This window comes from Streptomyces sp. NPDC098781 (genome assembly GCF_044759995.1).
GTDB lineage: Bacteria > Actinomycetota > Actinomycetes > Streptomycetales > Streptomycetaceae > Streptomyces.
Genome location: NZ_JBIWAK010000001.1, coordinates 383,110 through 406,235, shown reverse-complemented (window position 1 = coordinate 406,235; position 23,126 = coordinate 383,110). Strand labels below are relative to the sequence as shown.

Annotated in this window: 15 protein-coding genes; 2 read left to right on the top strand and 13 right to left on the bottom strand. The window is 71.7% G+C overall.

All coding sequences use genetic code 11. The features are described from left to right. Positions 1-7: 7 nt before the first annotated feature. From ACIQWG_RS01810 to ACIQWG_RS01775, 8 genes are read right to left on the bottom strand one after another with little or no spacing between them, the layout of a single operon-like run. Positions 8-6,802, bottom strand: a complete 6,795-nt coding sequence (locus ACIQWG_RS01810; RefSeq protein ID WP_404089144.1) for a DUF4157 domain-containing protein — start codon at positions 6,800-6,802, stop codon at positions 8-10. After that, positions 6,799-7,095, bottom strand: coding sequence for a hypothetical protein (locus ACIQWG_RS01805; RefSeq protein WP_404089143.1), 297 nt, complete (start codon positions 7,093-7,095; stop codon positions 6,799-6,801). The genes ACIQWG_RS01810 and ACIQWG_RS01805 overlap by 4 nt, the downstream gene beginning before the upstream one ends. Beyond that, entirely contained in the window at positions 7,086-9,050 is a 1,965-nt protein-coding gene (locus tag ACIQWG_RS01800; protein WP_404089141.1) for an ATP-binding protein, read from the bottom strand. The genes ACIQWG_RS01805 and ACIQWG_RS01800 overlap by 10 nt, the downstream gene beginning before the upstream one ends. Positions 9,051-9,083: 33 nt before the next feature. Next, positions 9,084-9,947 carry a DUF4255 domain-containing protein gene (locus ACIQWG_RS01795; protein WP_404089139.1) on the bottom strand — a complete coding sequence of 288 codons (864 nt, stop codon included), beginning with the start codon at positions 9,945-9,947 and terminating at the stop codon, positions 9,084-9,086. Positions 9,948-9,980: 33 nt separating this feature from the next. Continuing rightward, positions 9,981-10,724 carry a hypothetical protein gene (locus tag ACIQWG_RS01790; protein WP_404089138.1) on the bottom strand — a complete coding sequence of 248 codons (744 nt, stop codon included), beginning with the start codon at positions 10,722-10,724 and terminating at the stop codon, positions 9,981-9,983. Continuing rightward, positions 10,717-11,445, bottom strand: coding sequence for a hypothetical protein (locus ACIQWG_RS01785; RefSeq protein ID WP_404089136.1), 729 nt, complete (start codon positions 11,443-11,445; stop codon positions 10,717-10,719). Before ACIQWG_RS01785 ends, ACIQWG_RS01790 begins: the two co-directional genes overlap by 8 nt. A gap of 26 nt (positions 11,446-11,471) precedes the next feature. After that, positions 11,472-11,996 (bottom strand): phage tail protein, encoded by a 525-nt coding sequence (locus ACIQWG_RS01780; RefSeq protein ID WP_004003113.1) that lies wholly within the window; start codon positions 11,994-11,996, stop codon positions 11,472-11,474. Positions 11,997-12,029: 33 nt separating this feature from the next. Next, positions 12,030-13,889 (bottom strand): phage tail sheath family protein, encoded by a 1,860-nt coding sequence (locus ACIQWG_RS01775; RefSeq protein ID WP_404089135.1) that lies wholly within the window; start codon positions 13,887-13,889, stop codon positions 12,030-12,032. Between the two features lie 583 nt (positions 13,890-14,472). Between ACIQWG_RS01775 and ACIQWG_RS01770 the strand changes: the two genes are divergently transcribed. Together ACIQWG_RS01770 and ACIQWG_RS01765 are read left to right on the top strand one after the other, a co-directional pair. Further along, positions 14,473-15,531: an NAD-dependent epimerase/dehydratase family protein gene (locus tag ACIQWG_RS01770; protein WP_404089133.1), complete on the top strand. Its 1,059-nt coding sequence runs from the start codon at positions 14,473-14,475 to the stop codon at positions 15,529-15,531. Positions 15,532-15,867: 336 nt separating this feature from the next. After that, positions 15,868-17,295 (top strand): C40 family peptidase, encoded by a 1,428-nt coding sequence (locus ACIQWG_RS01765; RefSeq protein WP_404089131.1) that lies wholly within the window; start codon positions 15,868-15,870, stop codon positions 17,293-17,295. A 78-nt stretch (positions 17,296-17,373) separates the two neighbouring features. Here ACIQWG_RS01765 and tgmB read toward each other — a convergent pair whose 3' ends face one another. From tgmB to ACIQWG_RS01740, 5 genes are all read right to left on the bottom strand, one after another. Beyond that, the gene (gene tgmB / locus ACIQWG_RS01760) at positions 17,374-18,318 is read right to left on the bottom strand and encodes an ATP-grasp ribosomal peptide maturase (protein ID WP_404089129.1); all 945 of its coding nucleotides are present in this window, start codon (positions 18,316-18,318) and stop codon (positions 17,374-17,376) included. Positions 18,319-18,333: 15 nt separating this feature from the next. Continuing rightward, positions 18,334-18,525 (bottom strand): putative ATP-grasp-modified RiPP, encoded by a 192-nt coding sequence (gene tgmA, locus ACIQWG_RS01755; protein ID WP_369269489.1) that lies wholly within the window; start codon positions 18,523-18,525, stop codon positions 18,334-18,336. 158 nt (positions 18,526-18,683) lie between these two features. Continuing rightward, positions 18,684-19,877, bottom strand: coding sequence for an esterase-like activity of phytase family protein (locus ACIQWG_RS01750; protein ID WP_404089127.1), 1,194 nt, complete (start codon positions 19,875-19,877; stop codon positions 18,684-18,686). A 53-nt stretch (positions 19,878-19,930) separates the two neighbouring features. After that, complete coding sequence (locus ACIQWG_RS01745; RefSeq protein ID WP_404090759.1) at positions 19,931-21,409, bottom strand: MFS transporter; 1,479 nt, start codon at positions 21,407-21,409, stop codon at positions 19,931-19,933. A gap of 221 nt (positions 21,410-21,630) precedes the next feature. Continuing rightward, the gene (locus tag ACIQWG_RS01740) at positions 21,631-23,064 is read right to left on the bottom strand and encodes a cytochrome P450 (protein ID WP_404089125.1); all 1,434 of its coding nucleotides are present in this window, start codon (positions 23,062-23,064) and stop codon (positions 21,631-21,633) included. Positions 23,065-23,126: the final 62 nt, after the last annotated feature.

Sequence of the window (23,126 nt, the reverse complement as noted above, 5' to 3'; positions counted from 1 at the left end):
GCACACCTCAACTCCAGCTCACTTCGCCGGCCTCGATCAACTTCTCGTAGTTCTCCACCATGACATCCAGTCCGGCCAAGGAGATCTTGGTGCCCCTCGCGTAGGTTTCCATGACTCTTCTCAACTGGGCCTCGCCGCCTTCCCGCGTGAACCGGCCACCCCTATTGATCATTTCCTTGCGCGCGTCGCGGAAGTGCTCGGCGAGATTCGGGTGCCGACGTCCCAGAAGCCGGGCGTAAACAGCCGGGCTCCCGACCGAGTTGATGGCCAGGCGGGTTTTCTCGTTGTCGGCGATCGGGTCGGGATCCTGGCTCCAGCTCAGCGTCTGACCCTTTTCGCGCCAGTCCTCCCGGCTCTTTCCGGTGCCGCCGACCTTGTCGTAGCCGCCGAACCGGGCGTGGATGCGGCTCGGCAGGTGCGGCCAGTCGGCGTGGTTGAACTGGGCGCCGGAGTGATACCAGATGACGGTTTCCGTGTCCCCGATGGCGCGGTACGCCTTGTCCTCGATTTCTTCGCGGGCCTTGATGTTCGTTTCCGGACCGCGCGCGGGGACCAAGTTGTTCCCGGTGGCCCTGCCGCCGATCCGTTCGGGCAGCAGGTGCATGCGGACCCAGCGGGCGCCTTCGCTCAGTCCACGGTCGACGACGTCGCCCCAGCCCGGTGGCTGGGCGGCACCGACGTCCTGGCCGCCGCCTCCGAAGACCGTCTTGGTGGGCGTGCCGATGAACCGGGACTCATGCTTCTCGTCCGGGCGCCGCTGGTCCTTGCGGAGCGAGATGTTGTGGAAGGGCTGGAGCAGTTCCGGGGGAACGTCGAAGTAGAGGCGGTTGCGCGCCTGATGGGCGAACTGCTTCATCTGGGCGGTGAGTTCCCGCTTGTTCTTCTCGACCTCCCGCTTCCGCTTCTCCTTGTCGGTCTCCGCGGGAATCCTCGCCTGGATGCCGAGGGCCGTCCGATACTCCTGCTCGGCCGCCGTCACGTACTCCTGCTGTTTCGCCTTGTCCTGCTTCGCCTCGGGCCGGTCGAGGTCCCTGCGCCAGTCCGCCATGAACGGCGGCACCTCTTGCGGTGTGCTGTGGATGTACAGGGGTGCGCGGGGGCCACGGCCGTGGAACCGCAGGGTGTGGCGTTCACCGTCGTCGGCGTCGGCGAAGCGCACCTGCGGCAGGTCCACCGGCTCCTTGGTGTCGTCGCGCCGGTCCCGGCTCCGGTCCCGGCCGGGACGGCGGCCTCGGTCGTCACGCATCCGGTCCCTGCGCCTGCGCCAACGGTCCCGCAGACGCCGCAGCCGGTCGTTCAGGCGGTTGCCGAGTCGGCGGCGGGCCTTGCCGTAGAGCTTGCGGGCGGCTCTGCGCGCCCGGTTCGCCGCCGACTTGACGGTCTGACGGGCACGGCGCATGCGGCCGGGCCGGTCGTCGGGACGACGGTCGCGGTCGTGGCCCTTGTCCCGGTCCCGGTCCCTGCCGTCGGCGCGACGGCGATCGTCCGTGCGGTGGGCGTCGGGGCGCTTGTTCCTGGGATCGCCGTCCCGGTCGCGGTCGCGGTCGTCCTTGCGCAGCGTGTCCCGGGCCGGCCCCCGGCGTGCGGGGCGAGTCGTGGCGTCGTCGCGGTCCTTGTCGCGCGTCCTGCGTTCCGCGTCCCGCGCCCGCTTCCTGGCCGCGTTCACCTCGCGGCCGTCCTCGCGGCGCTCGTCGTCGTCGCGGCGCTTCTTCGGGCGGGTGGTCTGCGAGGGGCGCGGCTTCTTCTGCGGGGAGGAGCGCTTGCCGGGGCGGGGCCTGGACGGCGGGCGGGACGTCTGGTTCGGCGACGGCTTGCGCGGGGCCGGGCGGTCGGCCGGCTTGTCGGTGGCGGAAGGCTCGTCGTCCTTCGGCCGGGGGTCCTTCGGCTTCTCGTCCTTCGGCTTGTTCGGGGCCGGCGGCTGCTCCGGCGCGCCCGGCTCCCCCGGCTTGTCCTTCTTCGTGCGGATCTTCTTCAGCATGTCGCCGAGCCGGTCCGCGACCTTGCCCATGAAACGGCCGACGCCCTCGATCAGGAACGTGTAGACGAGCTCCAGCAGCGCCACGACGCCGGCCGCGACCGCCTTGGCGAACGGCAGCGCGCCGTTGCCGCTCTTGACGGACTTGAGGAAGTCCATGAAGAGGCCGAACGCGGCGAGGATCTCGCTGAGGGCGCCCCATGCGGTCTGGAGGGCATCGATGATCGCCATGACCCAGCCGGCGCCGGGGATGAGCTTGGCGACGACCTTCTCGACGACCATCACGCCGATGATGACGGGGAGTTGGGGCAGTGCCTCGTCCCACGCCATCTGGGCCATCTGGTCCACCGTGACGCCGCCGTCGAGCAGCGCCTGGAAGTCCTCCACCGGGATGCCGATGATCTCCTGGACCTTCTGGTTGAACCAGGCTCTGACCGCCGTCTTGATCTCGTCGAAGAGGTGTTCCCTGGCGCCCGTCTCGGCCGCCGCGCCCGCCTTGCTGATCCAGTCGCCGGGATCGGAGACGATGTCGTTGAAGATGGCCGCCCACTCGCCGAGCGCCGCGACGGCGGCGGCACCGAACTCCAGCGCGCCGACGGTGACGGACTCGGCGACGTCGACGGCCGCCAGCAGCCCGGTCTCCAGGATGTCCAGGCCGGCGAGGAGCGCCCCGCACAGTCCGTCGAGCAGCTTCCCGGCGACCTCCTTGAGGGCGTCGGCGAACTCGTTGACCTTCTGTACGGCCCAGTCCCGCGCGCCGTCGATGGTCCTGCGCCACTTGTCGCGCATCGCCGGGTAGTCGGCGAGGAGTTCGTCGCCGAGGGCGATCAGTGCGTCGGCGAAGGTGTTGATCTGATCGATGACCCAGTTGCGGGCGTCGTCGATGAGCTTGAAGACCTGCTGCTTGAACTTGTCGATGAGGTCGGTGACGATCTGCCGGGCCTTCTCGAAGATGCCCTTGATGGCGTTCTTGAGCCCCTCGAAGAACTCCTTCAGCTTCTCGATGGCCTCTTCGAGCCAGTTGTCGGCGTCGTCCTTGCCCTCGTTCTGCTTCTTCTCCGCGTCCTGCTCGGCGTTGGTCTGTTCCGTCTCGATCTTCTTGTTGTCGTCCTCGGTCCGCTTGTCGACGTCCTTGTCGGTGTCCTCCTCCTTCTTCTTGATGTCCTTGCGGACCTGGTCGTACTTCTTGCCCTTCTTGTCGTCGATCTCCGAGACCTTGTCGTCCTGTTCCTTCCGCCACTGGTCGCGGGAGTCGGAGATGTCGGTGCGCCCCTTGTCACGGGCGTCGGCCTGTTTCCTGCCGCTGGCGTCGACCTCCCGCTTGAGGTCCTCGTCGTACTGTTTCCGGTCGTCCGTGGCCTTCTCGTCCTTGGCCTGGCGCTCCTGACCCATCTTCTGGCGGCCGTCGGAGAACCCGGCCTGGATCTGCGGGCCGCGGTCGTGTTCGGCCACGGCGGAGGCCGACTCGATGGGCACGCCGCCCGAGACCGATCGCGGGCCGCTCGCCTTCGCGCCCTTTTTCCCACCGGTCACCTTGCCGGTCAGGGTCTCCCGGGGGACGTCCGGGTAGATCTGGTCCTCACCCATCGGCAGCGCGGCGTCGGCCCGACCGGCCTGGTGCAGCTCGGACCTCCGTTCGTCGAGCTTCTGGCCCTGTTCGTCCGTACGTTGCGGGTCGGAGTCGTTCTCCAGCGGCAGCCGCGGGGCGTCGCCCACGCGGGCGTTGTGCAGGCCCTCGTCCTTGGTCGGGAGTCCGAGGATCGAGTCGATCAGATCGTCGAGCGGCAGGATCTCCTTCAGCAGCTTGCCGAACAGCTGGGCACCGATGGTGAGGGCGATGTCCCACCAGCTCGGCTCCGGCACGTTCGCGCCCGGCACCTCGCCTTCCGGCTTCTGCTCGCCGGCAATCTCGGGGGTCCTGCCCGCTGCCGCCTCCGTGCGGGCGACCTTGGCGTTGGTGTAGGTGCCGGGGGCGGCGGGCGTGGGACCACCTGGAACGGTACGTGGCGAGCCGGACGGACGCTGTGTGGCGGGGGGCGCCTTGCGCAGGGCGCCGCGCTCCTTGTCGACGGAGCGCCCGACCGCGGCATCGACGCCCTTCAGGGTCTCCAGGGCCTGGTGCGGCTTGAGCGAACCGGCCGTGGCCAGGCCGGACTCGGGGGTGGCGTTGGAGACGTCGGGAGCCGGTGCCTCCTTCTTGGCCTTCGCACCGCCGGCGGGCGCGGTGCGGCCGCCGCCTCGGCCACCGGACCGCACGGGGGCGGGTGCGGACGCCGTCCGGCCACCGCCCCCGCCGCTTCGGCGGGCGGTCTTCGCGGCCTGTCGTGCCGCCTGCCGTTTGCCGCCCGTCGGCCGGGCGCGCGAGCCGGCCGAGCCTCCCGACGCCCCGCCGGCTCCCGGCGCCTCCGTGGCCTTGGGGGCGTTGGTCCTGGCCTCCGGGCCGGCGGACACGGGAGCGGGACCGTTGCCCGGTGCCAGCTTCGGGGCGGCGACGGGTCCCGGGGTGGAGACCTTGTCGGGACCGGTCACGGGACCCGGAGACGTGGCGTTGCCGTTGCCTTCGGTCACGTCCTGGTCGCCCGGAGGAGGCGTGGCCGGGGTGGGCTGCGTGTCGTCCTTCCCCTGATCCGTGTCCTTGCCGTCGGGGCCGGTGGCGTTCCCGGCCCGGTCCTGCGAGCCCTTGCCGTCCTGCCGGTCCTGGTCCCGTCCACCGCTCGGGCCCGACTCCGTCCCGCTGCGGTCCTTTGCGCCCGCTTCCGCTTCCGCCCTGCCCGCCGAATCGCCGCTGCTGCCGGCCGGCGCGCCCTGGGCTCCCGACGGCGAACCCGCCGCCTGCGTACGGGCGTCCTCGTCCGCCTTGGCCAACTGCTCGGGCCCCGCCGGCGCACCTGGAGCGGTCGCGGCGCCCTGTCCGGTGCCGTCGGCGGCCCGTGCCTCCTCGTCGCGCCGCGCGGCCTCGGCGTCATCCTGACGCTCCTGCGCGCGCTCCTGCTCGCCGTCCTTCCCCAGGACCGACGTGGACGTCCCACTCGCCGCGGCCCCCAGGGGCAGGCCGAGCCGATCCGATCCGTCGCCCTCCGCGTCGGAATCCCGGTCGCCGGTGATGTCGTCCATGAGGTCCTGGACGGCCCGGCTCTCGGCGTCGTCCTCGTCTCTGCGCGCGGCGCTGTCGGGGACCGTCTCGGGTTCTGCCGTGTCCGGAGCCTCGTCCGCGACCGACGGGCCGTCGGGGAACGTGAGGTTCGGGGCACGGGGGGCGCCCCGCTTGCGCCGCACGAACAGCCGGGGGTCGTTCGTGTCCTCGCCCGAGGGCGCGGTGTCGGCGTCGGCCGGGCGGCCGTCGCTCGCCTCCTCGTCCGTGTCCGGCTCGGCGTCGTCGGCTTCGGAATCCGTCTCCAGACCCAACGGCTCGTCGTCGGCGCCCTGTTCGTTCTCCGGGTCGCCGATGGCGCGAGCGGGGACGGTGTCGCCGCCGGTACGCGACCTCTCGCCGGGCTCCGCGCCGCTCCGGTCCACGGCCGCCGGGGCGGCGGACTGCCGGGGGGCGGACTCGGGCTGCCGTGCCTCCTGGTCGCCGGCCTGCTTCTCCGGTTCCGGCGCGGCCTCGTCCTGAGCGCCGTCGGTCTCCTCCCGCGCCTGCCGCTCGTCGCGCTGGTCCTGCTCCTTCTGCTCCTTCTGGTGGCCCGCCGCGTCCTTGCGTTCGTCCGCAGCGTCCTGCTGCGCGCCCTGGCCGGAGGCGTCGCGCTCCTCCTGCCGGTCCTGGGAGCGTTCCTGCTGCCTCCCGGCGGCCTCCTCGGGGTCGCGAGACGCACCCTGCCCACCGGGCGCGTCACCTTCGTGGTCCGCGCTGTCCTGATCCTTGCCCTCGGGATCCTGCCGATCGCCGGCCGCCTCACCGTCCTGTTCTCGCTGCTGAGGGCCGCCGGTCGCCGTCCGCCCGTCGCCGTCCCCCTCTCGGGACGCGTCCGCCCGCTCGCGCTCCTCCTCGACCTCCTCCGCGGCACCGGGCACGGCCGACGGGGCCGGGGCGGCGTCCGACGGCAACGGGCCGGCCTGCTCCGTCTCCTCCACCGCCCCCACCAGCCGGTCGAGCACCGGTGTGGGCAGCCGCAGTTCAAGCCGCTCGAACACGATGTCCTGGACCTGTGGCGCCATCCGCGCCAGTTGCAGCCGTACCCGCCCCGACCGGTCCTCCGGGTCACCTCGCAGGGAGCGCAGGAGCGTGTTGGCCACACGGTCGACGACGGTCGCCGGGTCCAACTGCTCCATACGCCGTCGGTCGGCGTCGACCGTGGCGTACCGCAGCCAGCCAGGCGTGGCCTGCCCCTCCTCGATGCCGGGCTGCTCGGCGGTCCCGGCCTCCGGCCCCGCCACGAGCCCCCGCGCCGCTCCCTCCGCCTCCCGCTCGATCGCCTGCTGCGGCACACTCACCGCCCCCAGCTCCCTCCCCGCGCGCAGCGCGCCGAGGCCGTGCGGGTTCTGGACGGTGTGCAGCAACTCGTGGGCGAGCAGGCGCCGTCCCTCGTCCGTGTCCGGTTTGAAGGCGCCCTCGGCGAAGAAGATGTCCTGGCCGACGGCGACCGCGTCCGCCCCGAGCAGCTCGGTCAGCTGCCCGGCGTCGCGGCCGGTGTGCAGCCGTACCCGACCGAGGTCGTGGCCGAGCCGTTCCTCCAGCTCCCGTCGCACGCCCGGGTCGAGCGGCTGTCCGGCGCCGCTGACGATGTCCTTCGGCTCGGGCGTACGGGACGTGGCGGCCCGTTCCTTGCGCTTGCGGCGGCGCTGTTCGGCGGCCTGCTCGGCGCGGGCGTCCTGGGCCTGGGAACTCATCGCGTCACCTCCCCGTGGCCACTGAGCCCTTCGTGCACCACGCGGGCCAGTTCCTGGCCGAGGCGGCGGGCGGACAGTCCGGCGGGCAGCGGGGGCAGGCTGGAGAGGGTGTCGAGGGTGAGGGCGCCATCGGCCGCGAGCGGGACACCATGGGCCCGGACCAGACGGGTCAGCTCGTGCTCGAAGGCGTCCGTGACCCGCTCGGCGTCCACCTGGAAGCCGTGCAGGGCGAGTTCGCCGATCTCCACCCGGATCTCACGAGGCTCGTCCCGGGTGTCCGCGTTCACACCCATCCCCGTACCTCCCCAGGAGTCAGGGACCGCTCCAGCTTCTGGTACTCCGTACGAGCCGCCGCCAGCATGTGCCGCATCTGCAACCGGTCGCCCTCCTCGGCCGCGAGGAACGCCCCGGACAGCGCGATGTTGCGGATCGAGCCGCCCGCGACGGTGAGTTGGGCCAGCAGATCGGCGTCGATGCCCTTGACCGGGGCCTGCGACGGCAGCACCCGCCGCCAGATCTCGGCGCGTTCGTGCTCGGCGGGGAAGGGGAAGTCGACGACGAAGCGGATGCGGCGCAGGAAGGCGGTGTCCAGGGCCTTCTTCATGTTGGTGGTGAGGATGGCGAGGCCCCGGTAGGCCTCCATCCGCATCAGCAGGTAGCTGACCTCCAGGTTGGCGTACCGGTCGTGGCTGTCCTTGACCTCGCTGCGCTTGCCGAACAGCGCGTCGGCCTCGTCGAACAGCAGCAGCGCACCACCGCGTTCGGCGGCGTCGAAGACCCGGCGGAGGTTCTTCTCCGTCTCACCGATGTACTTGCTGACGACCTGGGAGAGGTCGACGATGAACAGGTCCAGTCCGAGTTCCTTCGCCATGACCTCCGCGGCCAGCGTCTTGCCGGTGCCGGAGCCGCCCGCGAACAGCGCGGTGACGCCGAGGCCGCGCCGCAGGGTGCCGGCGAATCCCCACTCCTGGTGGACGGTCGCCCGCTGCCGTACATGGGCGACGATCTCGCGCAGGACGCCGGTCTGCCGGTCGTGCAGGACCAAGTCGCCCCAGTCCGCCTCCGGTTCGATCCGGCGGCCCAGCTCGTCCATGCCGATCCGCGCCTCCTCCAGGCCGGCCCGCCATGCGAGTTGGGCGGCGTCGAGGTCCTCGTAGGGCAGCCGGCGGCGTACGGTCGCGGCGGCGGACCGGATGACGTGCGGCGGCAGCTGGAACTGGGCCACTAGGGAACGCAGTTCGATGTCGTCGAGGTCGGCGATCGGGTGCATCGCCTGGCCCCACAGCTCGACCTGCTCCTCGTCGTCGAGGCGCGGGACGGCCACCCGGGCGCCGTGCGGGCGGTCCGTACGCAGGGGGTCCTCGCTGGACACGACGACCGGTACGGCCGCCCCGGCCAGGAACGCCTCCGTCGCCGCCCGCTGGTCGCGGTCCAGGTCGCCGACCTCGACGAGCAGCGCGGCCGGCAGCAGGATCGCCTCGCGCTGCCAGAGCCGGGCGAGCCGGTCGCGTTCGGCGGGGTCGCCGGGTATGTCCTCCGCGCCCATGGCGTACACCCCGAGCCCGGACCGGGCGGCCGCCGTGGCGGCGATGTCGGCGCGGCTGCGCAGGTCGCCGCCGGTCACCTCGACGAGCGGCGGCCCGTCGGGGCTCGCCCCGGTCGTCCAGCCCTCGGCGACCCGGTTCGCGGCCAGGTCGTACGACGGTGGCAGTTGCTCGGGCACCGGGGTGCGGCGCAGGCGGCCGTGCAGCCGGACGTCGAGGTAGGGCGAGCCCAGCAGGAAGTGCAGGATGCGCTCGTCGAGGCGGAGGCGGGAGGTGGTGAGCCGGGATTCGTCGTCGAGTTCGACGATCCGCCAGCGCCGCAGCGGTGCCACGGGGGTGAGCGCGCTCCAGTGGGGGTCGGCCAGCGCGGCCAGGGCGAGCGAGAAGGTCGGGTACGCCCGTTGCGGGTCACCGCTGGCGGCGGCGCAGCGGGCCGCGGTCGTGGGGTCCAGTTCGTCGGCGGCGGTGAGGAGGATCAGGTCGCGTTCGAAGGGGGTGAGGCCGAAGCAGGTGACGAGGGCGTCGAGGGGTGCGGTGGCCGGGGCGGCCAGGGGTGCCGGGCGCTGCGCGGCGGGCTCCGGGCCGTTCGTCTCTCGTTCGCCGGCCGCGTGGGCGTCGACCAGTGACAGGACCCGCCTGATCTCGGCGGTCAGTGTGGAGCCCGCGCCGTGCTGTGCCGTCGAACCCGTTGTGTTCGTCCCCATGTCCTCACCTGCCCCCGTCCCGCTCATCCCGTGTCACCGCTCCGTGTTCTCGCCGCCGCCGTCCGACTTCCGTGGGCCGGGACGTGTCGACCGAGAGGTGCGGGCGGCCGGCTTGCGTGGGCGCGCCGGTGCCTTCGCGACGGCTTTCGTGGTCTTCCCGGCGCCGGCCGGTGGCTTCTTCGCTGCGGCCGGGCTCTTCTCGTCGGGAGCCGCGGACGCAGGCGCCGGAGCTTCGGCCGACGGGTCCTCAGGCCGCTGCCCGGCGCCCGGAGGGACCGGCACACCCGGCGCCCCGAACGGCAGCACCCGTACCTCCGGCCGCTCCACGGGCTTGGCCGGCACGGGCCGTTCACGGCCGTCGATGAGGACCAGGGCCGCCTGGTAGACGACCGACAGCGAGTACGGCGTCTGGTGCAGCATCCCCCAGAGCTTCGACGCCTCGTCGATGTCCATCACCGTGGGCGTGAACCGGATCCGCTGCGCCGCCTCCGCGAGGTCGCTGCCCACCAGGTGCGGGAGATGGCCGGTCTCCTCGATGACGTCCTTCGGCAGGATCGGTGTCTCGTGCAGGGTCCGCACCACGGAGCCGATCAGCCGCTGCCCGACGAGCGTCGTCTCGTCGCCGTAGGCGGTGATGAGGTAGTGCAGGTCCAGCGCGGCGGCCGGCCGTTTCACCAGCGTGCCGTCGGACGCCCGGGTCGGCAGGTCGTTGTTGCGCATCGACGTGTTGGGCGTGACCTGGTAGAGGAACACGTTGAGGGTGGGGTGGTCCGGCGGTTCCGTCGGCGGCTTGTGCGGCTCGACCTTCACGGCCTCGTCGAACTCCGGGCCCACGTTGGACGCGAGCAGCAGCGCGAGGGCCTGGGTGACATGGGCGATGGCGAGTGCGTTGCTCATGGCGTCGGTTCCTCGGTTCCTCGTTCCGTCATGTCACTCCCGCCCTCGCGCCAGATATTCGGCGAGGCTCAAGGTGGCCCCCGGCCGTCCCGCCGACGGGGTCCGCTGCCGGGTGCCGCCGGACGGCGATGGGCCGGCCGTCACCTCCAGCCGCCCGATCTGCACCTGCACCACCTGCTCGGGCGCCCGCGCGGGGCGCCGGGCCGCGGCCTGTCGTACGGCGTCACGTGCCGCCTTCGTGTCCGCGGCACTGGGCCGCAGACGGGTCGGCACAGGGGTGGGGGTGGCGGTGTTCGTACCCGGCTGGATGGGCACGGAGGCCGCGCTCCGGGCGGCGCCCCGCTCCGGGCGCCCTCGGCCGGTCCGCTCCACGACGTCGGGTGCCGGCCGGGGTCCGGGGGTGACCGGTGCGACGGGGCGCAGCAGCGGCACCTCGGGCACGGCGCTCGGAGTGGGCTTCGGCCAAGGGTCCACCGGGGTCCGTTCGGTGCGTACGACGGTCCGCTCCCGTTCCGTGTGCGCAGGGGTGGGCGACGTCGCCGGACGCGGCGCCGAACTCTGCCGTACGTCGGACGGCGTGGTGGTGGGCCACAGCAGGTCGGTGCCGTCCTCCGCTTCCGGCGCGGTGCTGCGTACCGCCTCGACCCGCTCGAACGGGCCGGGCAGCCGGGGCCGTACCTTCACCACGCCCGGGCGGCCGTCCACGGCGGCCGGGGTGTGCCGGGCGATCAGCCGGTCGAGGAAGTCGGGCACCGGTGCCCCGTCGGTGTCAGACATCCGCACACAGCTCCAGGTAGTAGCGGCGCCGCAGCGGGCTGAGCGCCAGGATCTCCGGCTCGCTCCAGCCGTACGACGTGGCGAGCAGATGGACGTCGAGGAGCAAGTCCCGTGCCCAGGCGTCGAGTTCGGTCCAGAGGTAGGACGCGATGTCCAGCTCGGCCCGGGTGGCCTCGCCGCACTCGGGGCAGGCGATGTTGAGCGTCACGTCGGCCCCCGGGTCGGCGGCCTCGACGGCCTCGGCGATCCGCCGCTGGACCGGGACCGGCAGATCCTCGGCGGGTACGGCCGCTCCGTCGCGCACCGCCCGCACGAGACAGCGGGCGAGCAGGGCGGCACGCGGGTCCCGGGCGCGGGCCGCCGCGGTCAGGTCCGCGACACCGGGGAGCCGGAACTCCACGTCCCAGCCGTCCTGTTCGACCCGGACCACGCAGTCGCCCGGTCCGCCGAGCGACCGCGCGAACTCCCCGGCGTCCAGGTCGAACTCCATGTCCGCCGCGCACGCCGAGCAGGCCAGCCGCACCTGCATCCGCTCCCCGAACAGGGCCCGGCGCAGCGCGAACAGGTCCGCCTCGCGCTCCCCCACCGGCAGCACCGGCAGGCTCGCGGCGTCGGCGTCCGGGCGCGCCGTGCGGTGCAGCAGCAGGGCGCGCCCCGTCGGCGCCTCGGCGAGGCCCGCCTCCCAGGTGGCCAGCAGCTCGGCCGCCCCGGTGATCGCCATCTCGTCCCCCCTCGACTACCCGCTGGTCAAGCGGGGTTGAGGAACGACGGCTCCTCGGGCTCGGGCACCTCGTAGTCCCGCTCCCAGCCCTCGCACTCCAGCTTCAGCGACTGGATGGCCACCGCGTTGGCGTTGGCGTCGAGCTCGCCCAGGACCTGGTACTCGCTCGGCCAGGTCCGGTACAGCTTGTGCGAGACGGCGACCTGACCGGCCTCGTTGAGGACCTGGATGACGATGTCCTTGCGGAAGTCGGCCAGGGACACCTCGGAGCCGAGACCCGCGCCGACCTGCCAGACCTTGTTGGCCCAGCGGTCGAACTCGGGGTCGTGCGTGACGCCGCGCTCCAGGGTGATGCCCTCGAACTCGGAGCGGCCCGGCGACTTGCGCGGCGACGACGGGTCCCCTCCGTGCCGGTGCTTGACGACTTCCGTCGTCCTCTTCAGCGGACTGATCTTGCTGATGCCCGCGACCGTCCGGCCGTCCCACAGAACCAGGAACTTGAAGTTCTTGTAGGGGTCGAAGCGATGCGCGTTGACCGTGAACTCAGCCATCGGATTCCTTCAGTTCTCCACGATTCCCCGCGCCTAGAGCGCGAACTGCCCGGACGTCTGCTGGATTTTGACGATCACGAACTCCGCCGGGCGGACCGGTGCGATCCCGACGAGGACGTTGACGATGCCGTTCTCGATGTCCTCGGTGGTCGTCGTGTCGCTGTCGCACTTGACGAAGTACGCCTCGCGCGGGGTGCCGCCCTTGAAGGCGCCCTGGCGGAACAGCGTGTGCAGATACGAGGAGGCGGCGAGCCGGATCTGCTGCCACAGGTTCTCGTCGTTGGGCTCGAACACGACCCACTGAAGGCCGCGTTGGAGGCTTTCCTCCACATGCAGGGCCAGCCGGCGCACCGGTACGTACTTCCACTCGCTGTCGAGCGCGTCCGAACCCTCCAGCGTGCGCGCGCCCCAGACGACCGGGCCGGTCACCGGGAAGGTCCGCAGGCAGTTGACGCCGAGCGGGTTCAGCAGACCGGTCTCGCGGTCGGTCAGGTTGACGGTGAGCGAGTGCACGCCCGCGAGCCGTGCCTCGGTGCCGGCCGGGGCCTTCCAGACGCCGCGCTCGGAGTCGGTGCGGGCGATGACGCCGGCGACCGCGCCGGACGGCGGGAAGGAACGCAGCCGGCCCGTGAGCGGGTCGGTGAGCTGGAGGTGCGGGAAGTACAGGCCCGCGTGGTTGCCGCGGACCGCGTCGAAGGCGGCGAGCCCGGCGCGGGCGCTGTCGACGCCGACCCAGGTGCTGGGCGCGTCGACCAGCAGGAAGATCCGGCGTTCGGCGCACAGCCGCTGGGCGGCCGAGATGACGGTGAGCGCGTCCTCGGTCTTCTCGTACGCCGCCAGCTCGGGCAGCGCCAGCAGGTTGACGTCGGCGACGCCGCGCAGCGCCTGGATGCCGGACTTGTCGCCCTCGGAGCCGATCAGGTCGCGCGGCCCGGGGGCTTCCCCGTCCTCGCCGCCCTCCAGCGGGAAGACCGGCGGGTTGACGGAGGCCTCGAGGCCGAGGTCGTTGGCGCATTCACCGACGAAGCGGACGACGTCCTCGGGGTCGGTGGAGCCGGCGACGACCTGGATACGGCGGCCGAAGGCGGTGACCTCGGCGCCGGCGAAGGCGTGCTTGCCGGGCGCGTCGGGCAGGGCACGCAGCTTGCGCTCCAGCAGCAGCGCCAACTCGGCCACGCTGCACGGGGCTTCGCCGTCGCAGTCGGGGTCGTGGAGCGTGAACTCGCGCTCCACCTCTCCGATCTTGACGGTCAGGTCGACGGCCAGGTTCGGGAGTTCGTCTCCGAACGGCTTGGAGACGGTGCCGGACGGATCGGGGCGGCCCTCGCCGACGACCTCGACGCGGATCAGCTTCGAGCCCGCGTTGATCACGGTCTGCGCGTAGCGGCCGTGCGAGGCGTCCATGGACAGGCCGGTGAAGCTCTCCCGGGCGTCGCCCTTGGCGTCGTAGACGCGCAGGTTGAAGGTTTCGTCGGGGCACGGGGTGTCGTGGTCGACGGCGACGCGCAGGCCGTTGCCCCAGACGCCGGGCTCCTTGGCGTGCACTTCGAGAACCGCGCCTTCGCTGTGGCCCTCGGTGGATTTGAGGGTGACACAGGCGGCCCTGCCACTGCCGGCCTTGGCGACTCGGACGATCACCGCGACGGTGCCGCCGTTGCCGAAGAACTGGTGGACCGCGTAGCCGACGGCGCTCTGGGCGCTCAGGCCGCCGAAGCGGCGCTCGAACTCCGTGAAGCTGGTGACGCGTACCGGCTCGTTGAGCGGACCGCGTCGGGTGTGGCCCACAAAGGCGGTCACGGACGTGGTCAGGGTCGAGATCGTACGGGTGCTGCTGGGAAGCTCTTCGACGTAGACGCCGGGATACGTCGGCTTGGCGGCGCTCACCGCGCTCATCGGCTTTCCCCCTCCTTATCCCTGTCTCGGGCACCGGGACATGGGCACCAAGAGACGGAAGGGAGAAGGGCCGGACGGGTGCGCGAACAGCCCCCATGGGTCGATGGCGGCGACCGGCACACCGCATCAGTTTCCCCCGTCAGTACCCCGGACTTGTCGGCCGTCCGGGCCAAGCGAACGCGCTTGTGACTCCTGATGCTCAAGTGCTCAATCCACCTTGCTGCGTTGGAAGTTGGCCGAGCAAGGCGCCTTCAGGCCACCCCAGGAGGGGGTTCGGTGAAGACGCCCTCCCGGCATCCGCACATCACGCCTGCACGCCCCGGCCAGCTGGTTCACACCTTCCGCACAGGGGGTGCCGCCACGGGGCGCCGTGCGGGCCGCGCCCCGCAGGAAACGCCCACGCCCCCACCGTTCGACTGGTCGTACGCACGTGCGACCTCCCCGACTCGCACACAACCTTCCGTGGCCGGTTTTCCCGGGGTGCCGCGAACCTGCCCCGCCGGGCCTCGCGACCGCCCCGTGACCCGGCCGGGGGATCGCCGCTACCGTGATCGCCGGCTTCCGCGCAGGCGAAGGAGTGAGGGTGGACCCAGACGGGACGACGGCCGTGTTGGTGACCGGCGGCAGCGGCTTCGTCGGCAGCCATCTGGTGAAACGGCTGCTGGAGCGCGGCTATCGGGTGCACGCCACCGTACGGAGCGCGGCCGCCACGGCGAAGCTGCGGCCACTGCGGGGGATGCAGGAGGCTCATCCCGGCCAACTGTCCTTGTTCGAGGCGGACTTGCTGGCCGAGGGGTCCTTCGACGAGGCGATGTCCGGGTGCCGGACGGTGTTCCATGTGGCGTCGCCGTTCCGTATGCCGGAGAAGATCAAGGACGGCCGCCGCGAGATGGTCGACCCGGCCCTGCTGGGAACGCGCAATGTGCTGGCGGCCGTCGAGCGGACACCCACGGTCGACAGGCTCGTCCTCACCTCCACCGTGGGCGCCATCTTCGGCGACTACTCCGACGTCCTGGAGATGGACGACGGGGTCCTCTCCGAGCGGTACTTCAACACCACCAGCACGGTGGACAACAATCCGTACCACTACGCGAAGACGGTCGCGGAACGCGCCGCATGGGACGCGGAGGCCGCCCAGGACCGCTGGCGCATGGTGTCGGTCAACCCCGGGCTGATCCTGGGCCCGTCCCTCACCCCCACCTCGGAGTCGGGCAGCCTGTTCCTGCTCCAGGAACTGTTCAAGGGCTACTTCTTCTACGGCGCACCGGACTTCAGCTTCACCACGGTGGATGTGCGCGAGGTGGCCACCGCACATATCGCGGCGGCCGAGAACCCGGAAGCGAGCGGCCGTTACATCGTGGCCTCGCAGACCATGACGTCGTTCCACGAGATGGCCCGCACCCTACGCACCCGCCATCCCCGTGACCTCCGCCTCCCCCGCGCCGCGCTGCCGCACTGGCCGGTACGCCTCCTTGGCCCCGCCTTCGGGCTCAGCCAGGAGTACGTCCGCAAACACCTCGGCATCCGCTTCCGCGTCGACAACAGCCGCAGCATGAGCGAACTGGGCATCACCTACCGCCCGATCGAGCAGACCCTCCTGGACCACTACGAAGCGTGGCGGCACCGGCGCACCGCGCAGTGAACTCGCCTTTCGCTCGCCACAAGCGTCGAAGGTCACAGAAACGTATCGGACATTTAACACCTCAACCTTCACGGGAGGCACACAAGTTGGCTAGGTTACGGCTCAGGCCGCACGACGATCTCCGGCGAACCCCGCCGGGACGCGCGGCCTCCGCCGAGTCCGATGTGCCCGGCCGGGGCGCACCGGAGCCGGGAACCCGACCGAGGTTGGGGTGAAACGGCCCAACTGCCCTTCGGGGCAAGGGTGCAAGGGCCGTAGGGCACACCTTCCACAAGCGTCGCCCCCTGGTGCCCGCGCCAGAACTCGGTAGGCGGATCAGGAAGGAGTACGTCGCCCATGGCGCCGGAAGGCACCGCGCGGCCGGGGGCTCTCAGCCTGCCCGGCGTGCGCAACTCCGCACTCGCGACGGCGGCCCTCACCTCGGTGGCCCTGCTCGGCCAGACGGCGGGCGCCACCCCCTCGCTCGCGGACGAGACGCCCAGCCGCGAAGAGGTCAGCCGACGCGTCGCCTCCCTCTACGACCGGGCCGAGAGCGACACGGGAACCTTCAACGCCACCCGCGCGGCATCGGCGGGACCGCGTCAGCGCGACACCCGGGCGGCCGAGGCCGGGTCCACGTCCGCCGCCCCGGCCCGTGCCGCGCGGAGCGGGGCGGACGACCCCGCGCTCGACAGCGTCACGCGCCAGTGGTTCGACGCGGCGCGTGCGAAGCTCGGTCCGACCGTGCCCGCGGCGGTGCCGGGCGACCGGACGCCGGACCGGTCCTCCTCACAACGGCCTTCGCGTGCGCCGGACGGCTTCGACCGGGCGCGGGACTCCTCCGGTCGCCCGGCGCTCGAGCTGACGGCCGGACCGGCCGCCGAATCCACAGCCGCCCCGGCCCTCGGCGCGGCTGCGACGGCGGAGCTCACCGCCGGACCGATCGCCGCGCTCCCGCCGGCCCCGGCGGACCTCGGTGCGGAGCTTCAGGCGACCCAGGTCATGCCCTCCCTCCTCGCCCTCCCGGCGGGCGCCGCCCCCGACACGGCCCGGGACATCGCACCGGCCGCCGAGCCGCCGGAGCGTTCCGCACTGCGGGCCACCAAGGAGCAGAGCCGGCGCAAGCTGGACCGGGCCCGGGAGTTGCTGTCCGCGCACACCGCGCGGCTGAGCGATCCGCTGACGGCACCGGTCGCCCTGCCGGCCGCCACCGGTACGTGGAGCGCGACGCCGGATCCGGTCGCGCCGACGCCCGAGGCCCAGTGGCAGGCACTGAGCGCGCAGTCGGCCGCGGACCTCACCACGGTCCCGCCCGGCGCGACGGCCGGGCCCACGACGTCACCCGCCCCCGCCGCGGACGCCCTCGCCCTCCCGGTCGCGGACGCCGCATTCGGTCCGAGCGCCCCGGCCGTCATGGCGACGGCGTCGTACGACACCCGGTCCGTCCGCGCCCTGGAGTTCGCCCGCGCCCAACTCGGCAAGCCCTGCGTCTGGGGCACGACCGGCCCGGAGGCGTACGACGGCCCTGGCCTCACCCGGGCCGCCTACAAGGCCGCCGGCATCACACTCCCCCGCACCGCCCAGGAGCAGGCGACGGCCGGGCAGGGCGTCGCCCTGACGCACCTGGAACCCGGTGACCTGGTCCTCTTCCACGCCGGTCACGTCGGCATCTACTCCGGTAACGGCGTGATGATCCACGCTCCGGGCCCAGGCATGGTCGTCCGTGAGGAGTCGATCCACTACGCCGGCGAGGCGGCGATCCACAGCGCGATACGCCCCGCCTGAGGGCCGCGTAGGCCGTACGCCGGTTCAGGCGGGGCCAGGGCTGCTCACCAGCGCGGCCCGGTCGGCACGGCGGCCTTCTCACCGGCTCCGGCGGTCCGCCCGGTGCTGGGCCAGCCACTGGGCGACCGCCTCGGCGATCGGCTGCCCGGTCTCCAGCTCGACGAAGCCGAACTGGCCGCCCTGGTTGCACTCCAGGAACCACCAGATGCCATCCTCGTCCTCGGCGAAGTCGAAGGCCGCGTACGCCAGTCCCGCCAGAGTGACGTACTCGTGCACCGCCTTGTCGATCCGCTCCGGCACCGGTACGGCCTCCCAGGGGTGCCCGGTGTCGCCGTAACGGCCGTCGACCTGGTCGGGTTCGGCGGTCTTGCGTGCGGCGAACAGTCTGGTGCCGACGCTCGTCAGACGGATGTCGGCCCGCTTGCGGACGTACTGCTGGAGCAGGGCCGGCCCGGCCGCGACGGCCGAGAAGTCCGCGTCCGGGCCGACGAGGGTGGTGGGCAGGGCCAGCGCCGGCTCCCCGGGCGGCGGACCCGAAGCCGACTTCACCACGACGTCCCGGTACTCCTCGGTGAACTCCCGCGCCAGCCGGGGCGAGGTGGTGAAGACCGTCGGCGGCACGGCGAAGCCGCTCAGGTGGGCGACCCGCAGCTGCCAGGGCTTCAGCCGGGCCCGGTCGGCGTTCAGCGGATGGTTCATCCACCGTGCGGCGGCCGAGTGCAGCATCCCGTACAACGCCTGCCGGGTCTCGGCGGTCAGCCACGGTGAGGGCTCGGCCGCGTGCGCGGCCGGTTCGCCGGGCCTGCGTACCCAGATGGAGCGCAGACCGCCCATGCTGAGCACATGTCCGTTGACCGAGAGATGGCCGTCGAAGTCGCCGTGGGCGAAGTCCGCGGACAGCACGGCCTTGCCCGGCAGGTCGGCGGCGTCCAGCCGCATCACCGGCGTCCCCGTCCCGTGCAGTCTGGCGACCACCATGTCGGCGGTCACGTCCTCCTCGGACGTGAGGATCAGAACCGTCATGCGCGGCGCTGGTCGTCAGTCGTCGAAGTGGGTCGCGGACCCGGCGGTGGACGTCGTCGTGCCGACCGCGAGGAGAAGGTCCGGGTCGCTGACGGCCGGGCGTCCGTCGGGCAGCACGTTCAGCTGCCGGGCCGGGTCGAACTGATACGGCGTCACCGCGAGGGAAATCCCTTTAGGGAAGGCGTACTTGAGAGTGAACGGTTGCACTTTAAACCTCCATGGCGTGTTGTTTGAATTACCGTCACTTACGCGCCGCTTGCGTAAGGAATTCATCACTTTCCGCCACATCGGCGTGAACGTGGTCACACCCTTCACAGGAAACCCAAAGGCCCCGGAGACCGTCCGGGGCCTTTGGGTCGCAGTCGTCAGCGGAACGCGCGCTTGTCCGCGTGCAGCCGCTCGGCGAGCCGGATGGTGATGAACTCGTTGTCGTCCGCCTTGCCGGCCGTACGGCCCGAGGAGAACGGGAAGTTGTTGTCGTTCAGGACGGCCAGCGTGCGGTCGTCGACGAGATTCACGTCCTCGATCGTCTGGAACGGGAAGCGGAAGGTCTTGTCGAAGCCGCCGAGCCCCTTGGGGTTGGCGATGTCGAGCAGATCGGCGACCAGGGTCTTGTCCATCAGGCCGTCGCCGTCGCGGTCCCGGGTGTCGGCCAGGTAGATCCGCTTGAACTTGGCCGTGTCGCCCTGTCCGCCGTCGCGCTCGATGACCAGGAACCGGTGCCGGTCGACGGCGATGGCGTCGCCGATGGCGTTCGCGGTCGACTCCAGGCGGTAGACGAAACGCTGGCCGGTGTAGGCGCGCTTGCGCAGGTCGAACTCGCTGAACCGCAGGTCGCCGGGGGTGTCGCCGTTCACCGTTCCTTCGAGGAGCGGGTAGAGGCGACGGCCGTCCACGGAGCGGACCAGGCCCTCGAAGCCCTTGCTGCTGCCTATGTTCGGCTGGGCGCCGTTCAGGTACGGGTTCTCCGGTGCCTTGACGCCGTCGAGGGCGATGGGCGCCTCCAGGAGGCGGCCCTTCGCGGAGAAGTGCAGCAACCAGGGGCCGAACTCGTCGCCCATCCAGTACGTCCCGTCCGGCATCCGCTGGATCGACTCGACGTCGAAGTCGGCACCGGTGAGCACCCGGTCGGCCCGCGTGAGCGCGAACGGCACGTGGTGGTAGGGGTCGCTCAGGTTGAAGCCGCCGAGCACCTTGACCTCGCCGGTGCGCGTGTCCGGCTTGATGCGGTGGACGCGGAGCAGGAAGTCGGCGCTGTTGGCCTTGTTGCCGTAGCCGTTGTCCGACAGCACCTCGAACGTGCCGTCACGCCGGTTCACCACACCGCTGAAGCCCTGCACCGGCTGGTGCGCGAAGGGCGCCGCGATCCCGTTGAAGGGGCCGGCGCCGATGGCGGAGCCCGACGGCTCGCTGCCCGGCACGAACGTCTCGGCCGGCAGCGACGCGAAGCCGGTCAGCGTGGCCCGGCCGAAGTCCTGCCCGCCACGGTCGGCCACGGCGGGCGACGCCAGGCCGACGGTCAGCGCCGCGGCACTGACCATGATCGTAATTCTTCTCATGGCGCGCACAGTAAGAGCACCGAGTGACGGAAGCGCCAACGAAAGACGTCCAGTCAGGGCGTCGGCATCCCGCCGCCCTGGAGCCGCTCCAGGTCCGACGGGCGCACCTGGATGACGAACAGGGCGATCACCGCCGCGATGGCGGTGAAGATCGCGGCCACGATGAAGGCGGCGGAGACACCCGAGGTGAGGATCTCGTCGGCGTACTGCGACGGCAGTTGTCCGGTGCGTTGGAAGCGCAATCGCTCCAGCGGGGTCGCCTGCGACAGGAACGCGGGGATCTGTTTGTCGGCCTCGTTGTTGCTGGCCGTACCGAACGTCGTGACCAGGATGGACAGTCCGAGAGAACCGCCCACCTGCTGGGTGGCGTTGAGCAGTCCCGAGGCTGCGCCGGTCTCCTGCGTCGTCACGTTGGACAGCGCCATCAACGTCAGGGACACGAACTCCATGCCCATGCCGAGACTGAAGACGAGCATCGGACCGAGGATGCTGCCGAGGTAGGTGGAGTGGACGTCGGTCAGGGTCAGCCAGCCCAGTCCCGCGGCGGCCAGGATCGCGCCCGTCACCATGAACGGCTTGGGCCCGTACTTCGGCAGCAGTTGCGAGGCGATCCCGGCGCCCACCGCGATGACGGCGCTCACCGGCAGGAAGGCCAGGCCGGCCTCCAGCGGGCTGAAGTTCAGCACGTCCTGCACGAAGAGGGTGAGGAAGAAGAACATGCCGAAGATCGCGGCGGCGAGGCTCAGCATGATGCCGTACGTGCCCGCCCGGTTGCGGTCGGCGAACATGTGCAGCGGCGTGATGGGCTGTCTGGAGCGCTGCTCGACCAGGACGAACAGCACCAGGAAGACCACGGCCGCCCCGAACGCGGCCAGCGTGAACGGGTCCCGCCAGCCGTCCTGCGCGGCCCGGATGAACCCGTACACCAGCAGCACCATGCCGATGGTGGAGGTCAGCGCGCCCGCGATGTCGAAGTGCCCCGGGTGGCGCTCGGACTCCTTGATCCAGCGCGGGGTGGCCAGCACGATGAGCAGCCCGATGGGCACGTTGACGAACAGCACCCAGCGCCAGTTGAGCCACTCGACCAGCATGCCGCCGGCCAAGAGCCCGATCGCGCCGCCGCCCGCGGAGACCGCGGCGAAGACGCCGAACGCCCGGTTGCGCTCGGGCCCTTCACGGAAGGTGGTGCTGATCAGGGCGAGCGAGGTCGGGGACGCGATGGCGCCGCCGACACCTTGCAGGGCGCGGGCGGCGAGCAGTTGCCAGGAGTTCTGCGACAGGCCGCCGAGCAACGACGCGACGACGAACAGCAGGACGCCGAAGACGAACACGCGTCGTCTGCCGAGGATGTCGCCCATCCTGCCGCCGAGCAGCAGCAGTCCGCCGAAGGTGAGCGTGTAGGCGTTGACCACCCACGACAGGCTCGTGGTGGAGAAGTCGAGCGAACTCTGGATGTCCGGCAGGGCGATGTTCACGATGGTGATGTCGAGCACCACCATCAGTTGGCAGGACGCGATGACGAACAGCGCCATACCGTTGCCCCGGGCCTGACCCCGCTCCGTGTCCTGCGGGGTGGTCCGTGCTTCGGGTGCCGGCTCGGGATTGCTCATCGCATCGCGCCGTGGCGGAGGTCGGGTGGCTGGTGCCCGCCACCATTCGACCGTACGCCGGTGCAGGACCGGCCTCCAGTCGATCACGGGCCGCCCACTGACGCGGCCCTGAGACCACCGGGCAACCGTCGGCCGCGCCGCGGTCAGCGACCGCCGCGGATCAGGCCCGTGAGGTAGCGCCACAGCGACGAGCGCTGCCGAGCGGACTGGTCCGGCAGCACCGGTTCGGTCCTCTCCGCGGCCGGTCGTACTGCCGCCGGCGGGTCGAGTGCCGCCGCCCGCTGAGGCAGCGGGGCGAGTTCGTAGCGTACGGGCAGCGAACGCAGGCCACGCATGAACGGCGAGGAACGCCACGGCAGTTGGTCGGCGGGCAGGGCGAGTTCCAGATGGGAGAACCGCTCGAAGAGCCGGCCGACGCCGACGGCCGCGACCGTGGACGCCAGCGCTCGGGCGGGGCACTGGCGGGGGCCGGCGCCCCAGGACAGGTGGGCCCGGGTGCTGATCGTGCTGCCGGCCGCGACATGGTCGGCGAAGAGCGGGTCGGCGTGCGCGGCGGCGGAGGAGACCCAGACCGGGTCGCCCGCGCGGATCGTGTAGTTGCCGAGCGGGGTGTCCTCGGCGGCGAAGCGCGGGACGAAGTTCACCAGCGGTGGCTTGCGCATCACGACCCGGTTCATGGTCTCCCGGATCATCCCGGCGGACAGGCTGGCCCGTACGCCGCCACCGTCGCCGTCGCCGTCGCCGGCGATGACCTCGACCACGGTGTTGGACATGAGGATGCCGACGTGGTCGGAGGTCATGCCGAGCAGCATGAACAGCTCACGGGCCAGTTCGTCGAGGGAGAGACCGGGATGAGCGGCGAGCAGATGGGAGGGGAAGTCGTCGCCCGGCTCCTTCAGCTTCACGGCGGCGAGTTCCGCGAGTGTCGCCAGCAGCCGTTCCAGGGCCGGCTCCGCGTCCGGGCCCGCGTCCAGCACCCGCCACATGTCCATCAGGGCGTCGTCGCCCTGCGACCCGGGGAAGCCGAGGAGGTGGCTCGCCACCATCAGCGGGAGCGGGCGGGAGAACTGCGCGGACAGGTCCGCGACGCCCGTGCCGCCGCCCTGTCCGACGAGGGTGATCAGTTCGTCGGCGTAGACGGTGACGGCCGCCTTCAGCCGCTTCGCCTGCGGGTTCCCGGGATCCTGGAACGGCTTGAGCGCCGCGTCCCACGCCGAGCGCAGCGACCCGTATCCCGGGCCCCCTTGGATCAGTACGTGGTTGACCTCCAGGGACGGCCCGAGCGGCCAGTCGGCGGGTACTTCGCCGTCGGTGCGGGCCCGCCAGTTCTCCAGTCCCTTCGGCCAGCCCTCGTCGTCCTGGAGCACCCGCAGGGACTCGCGGTAGCCGAGGACCAGCCAGGCGGGAACTCCCAGCAGGTCGACCGGGGCGACGGGTCCGTGCTGCTGTCGCAGCCGCTCGTACACGAGCGAGGGGCGCGCCTCGTAGTCGCGGGTCAGCAGCGGCTGGGGCGTCATCTCCTCCAGGCGGGTCCCGTCGACGCCCACCGATCCGCCTTCGCCCACCTGCGATTCCATCGTTCCGTCGCCCTCCGACACTCCCCGCACCGGCGCCCTACCAGTGAGTAGCCGAACACCCG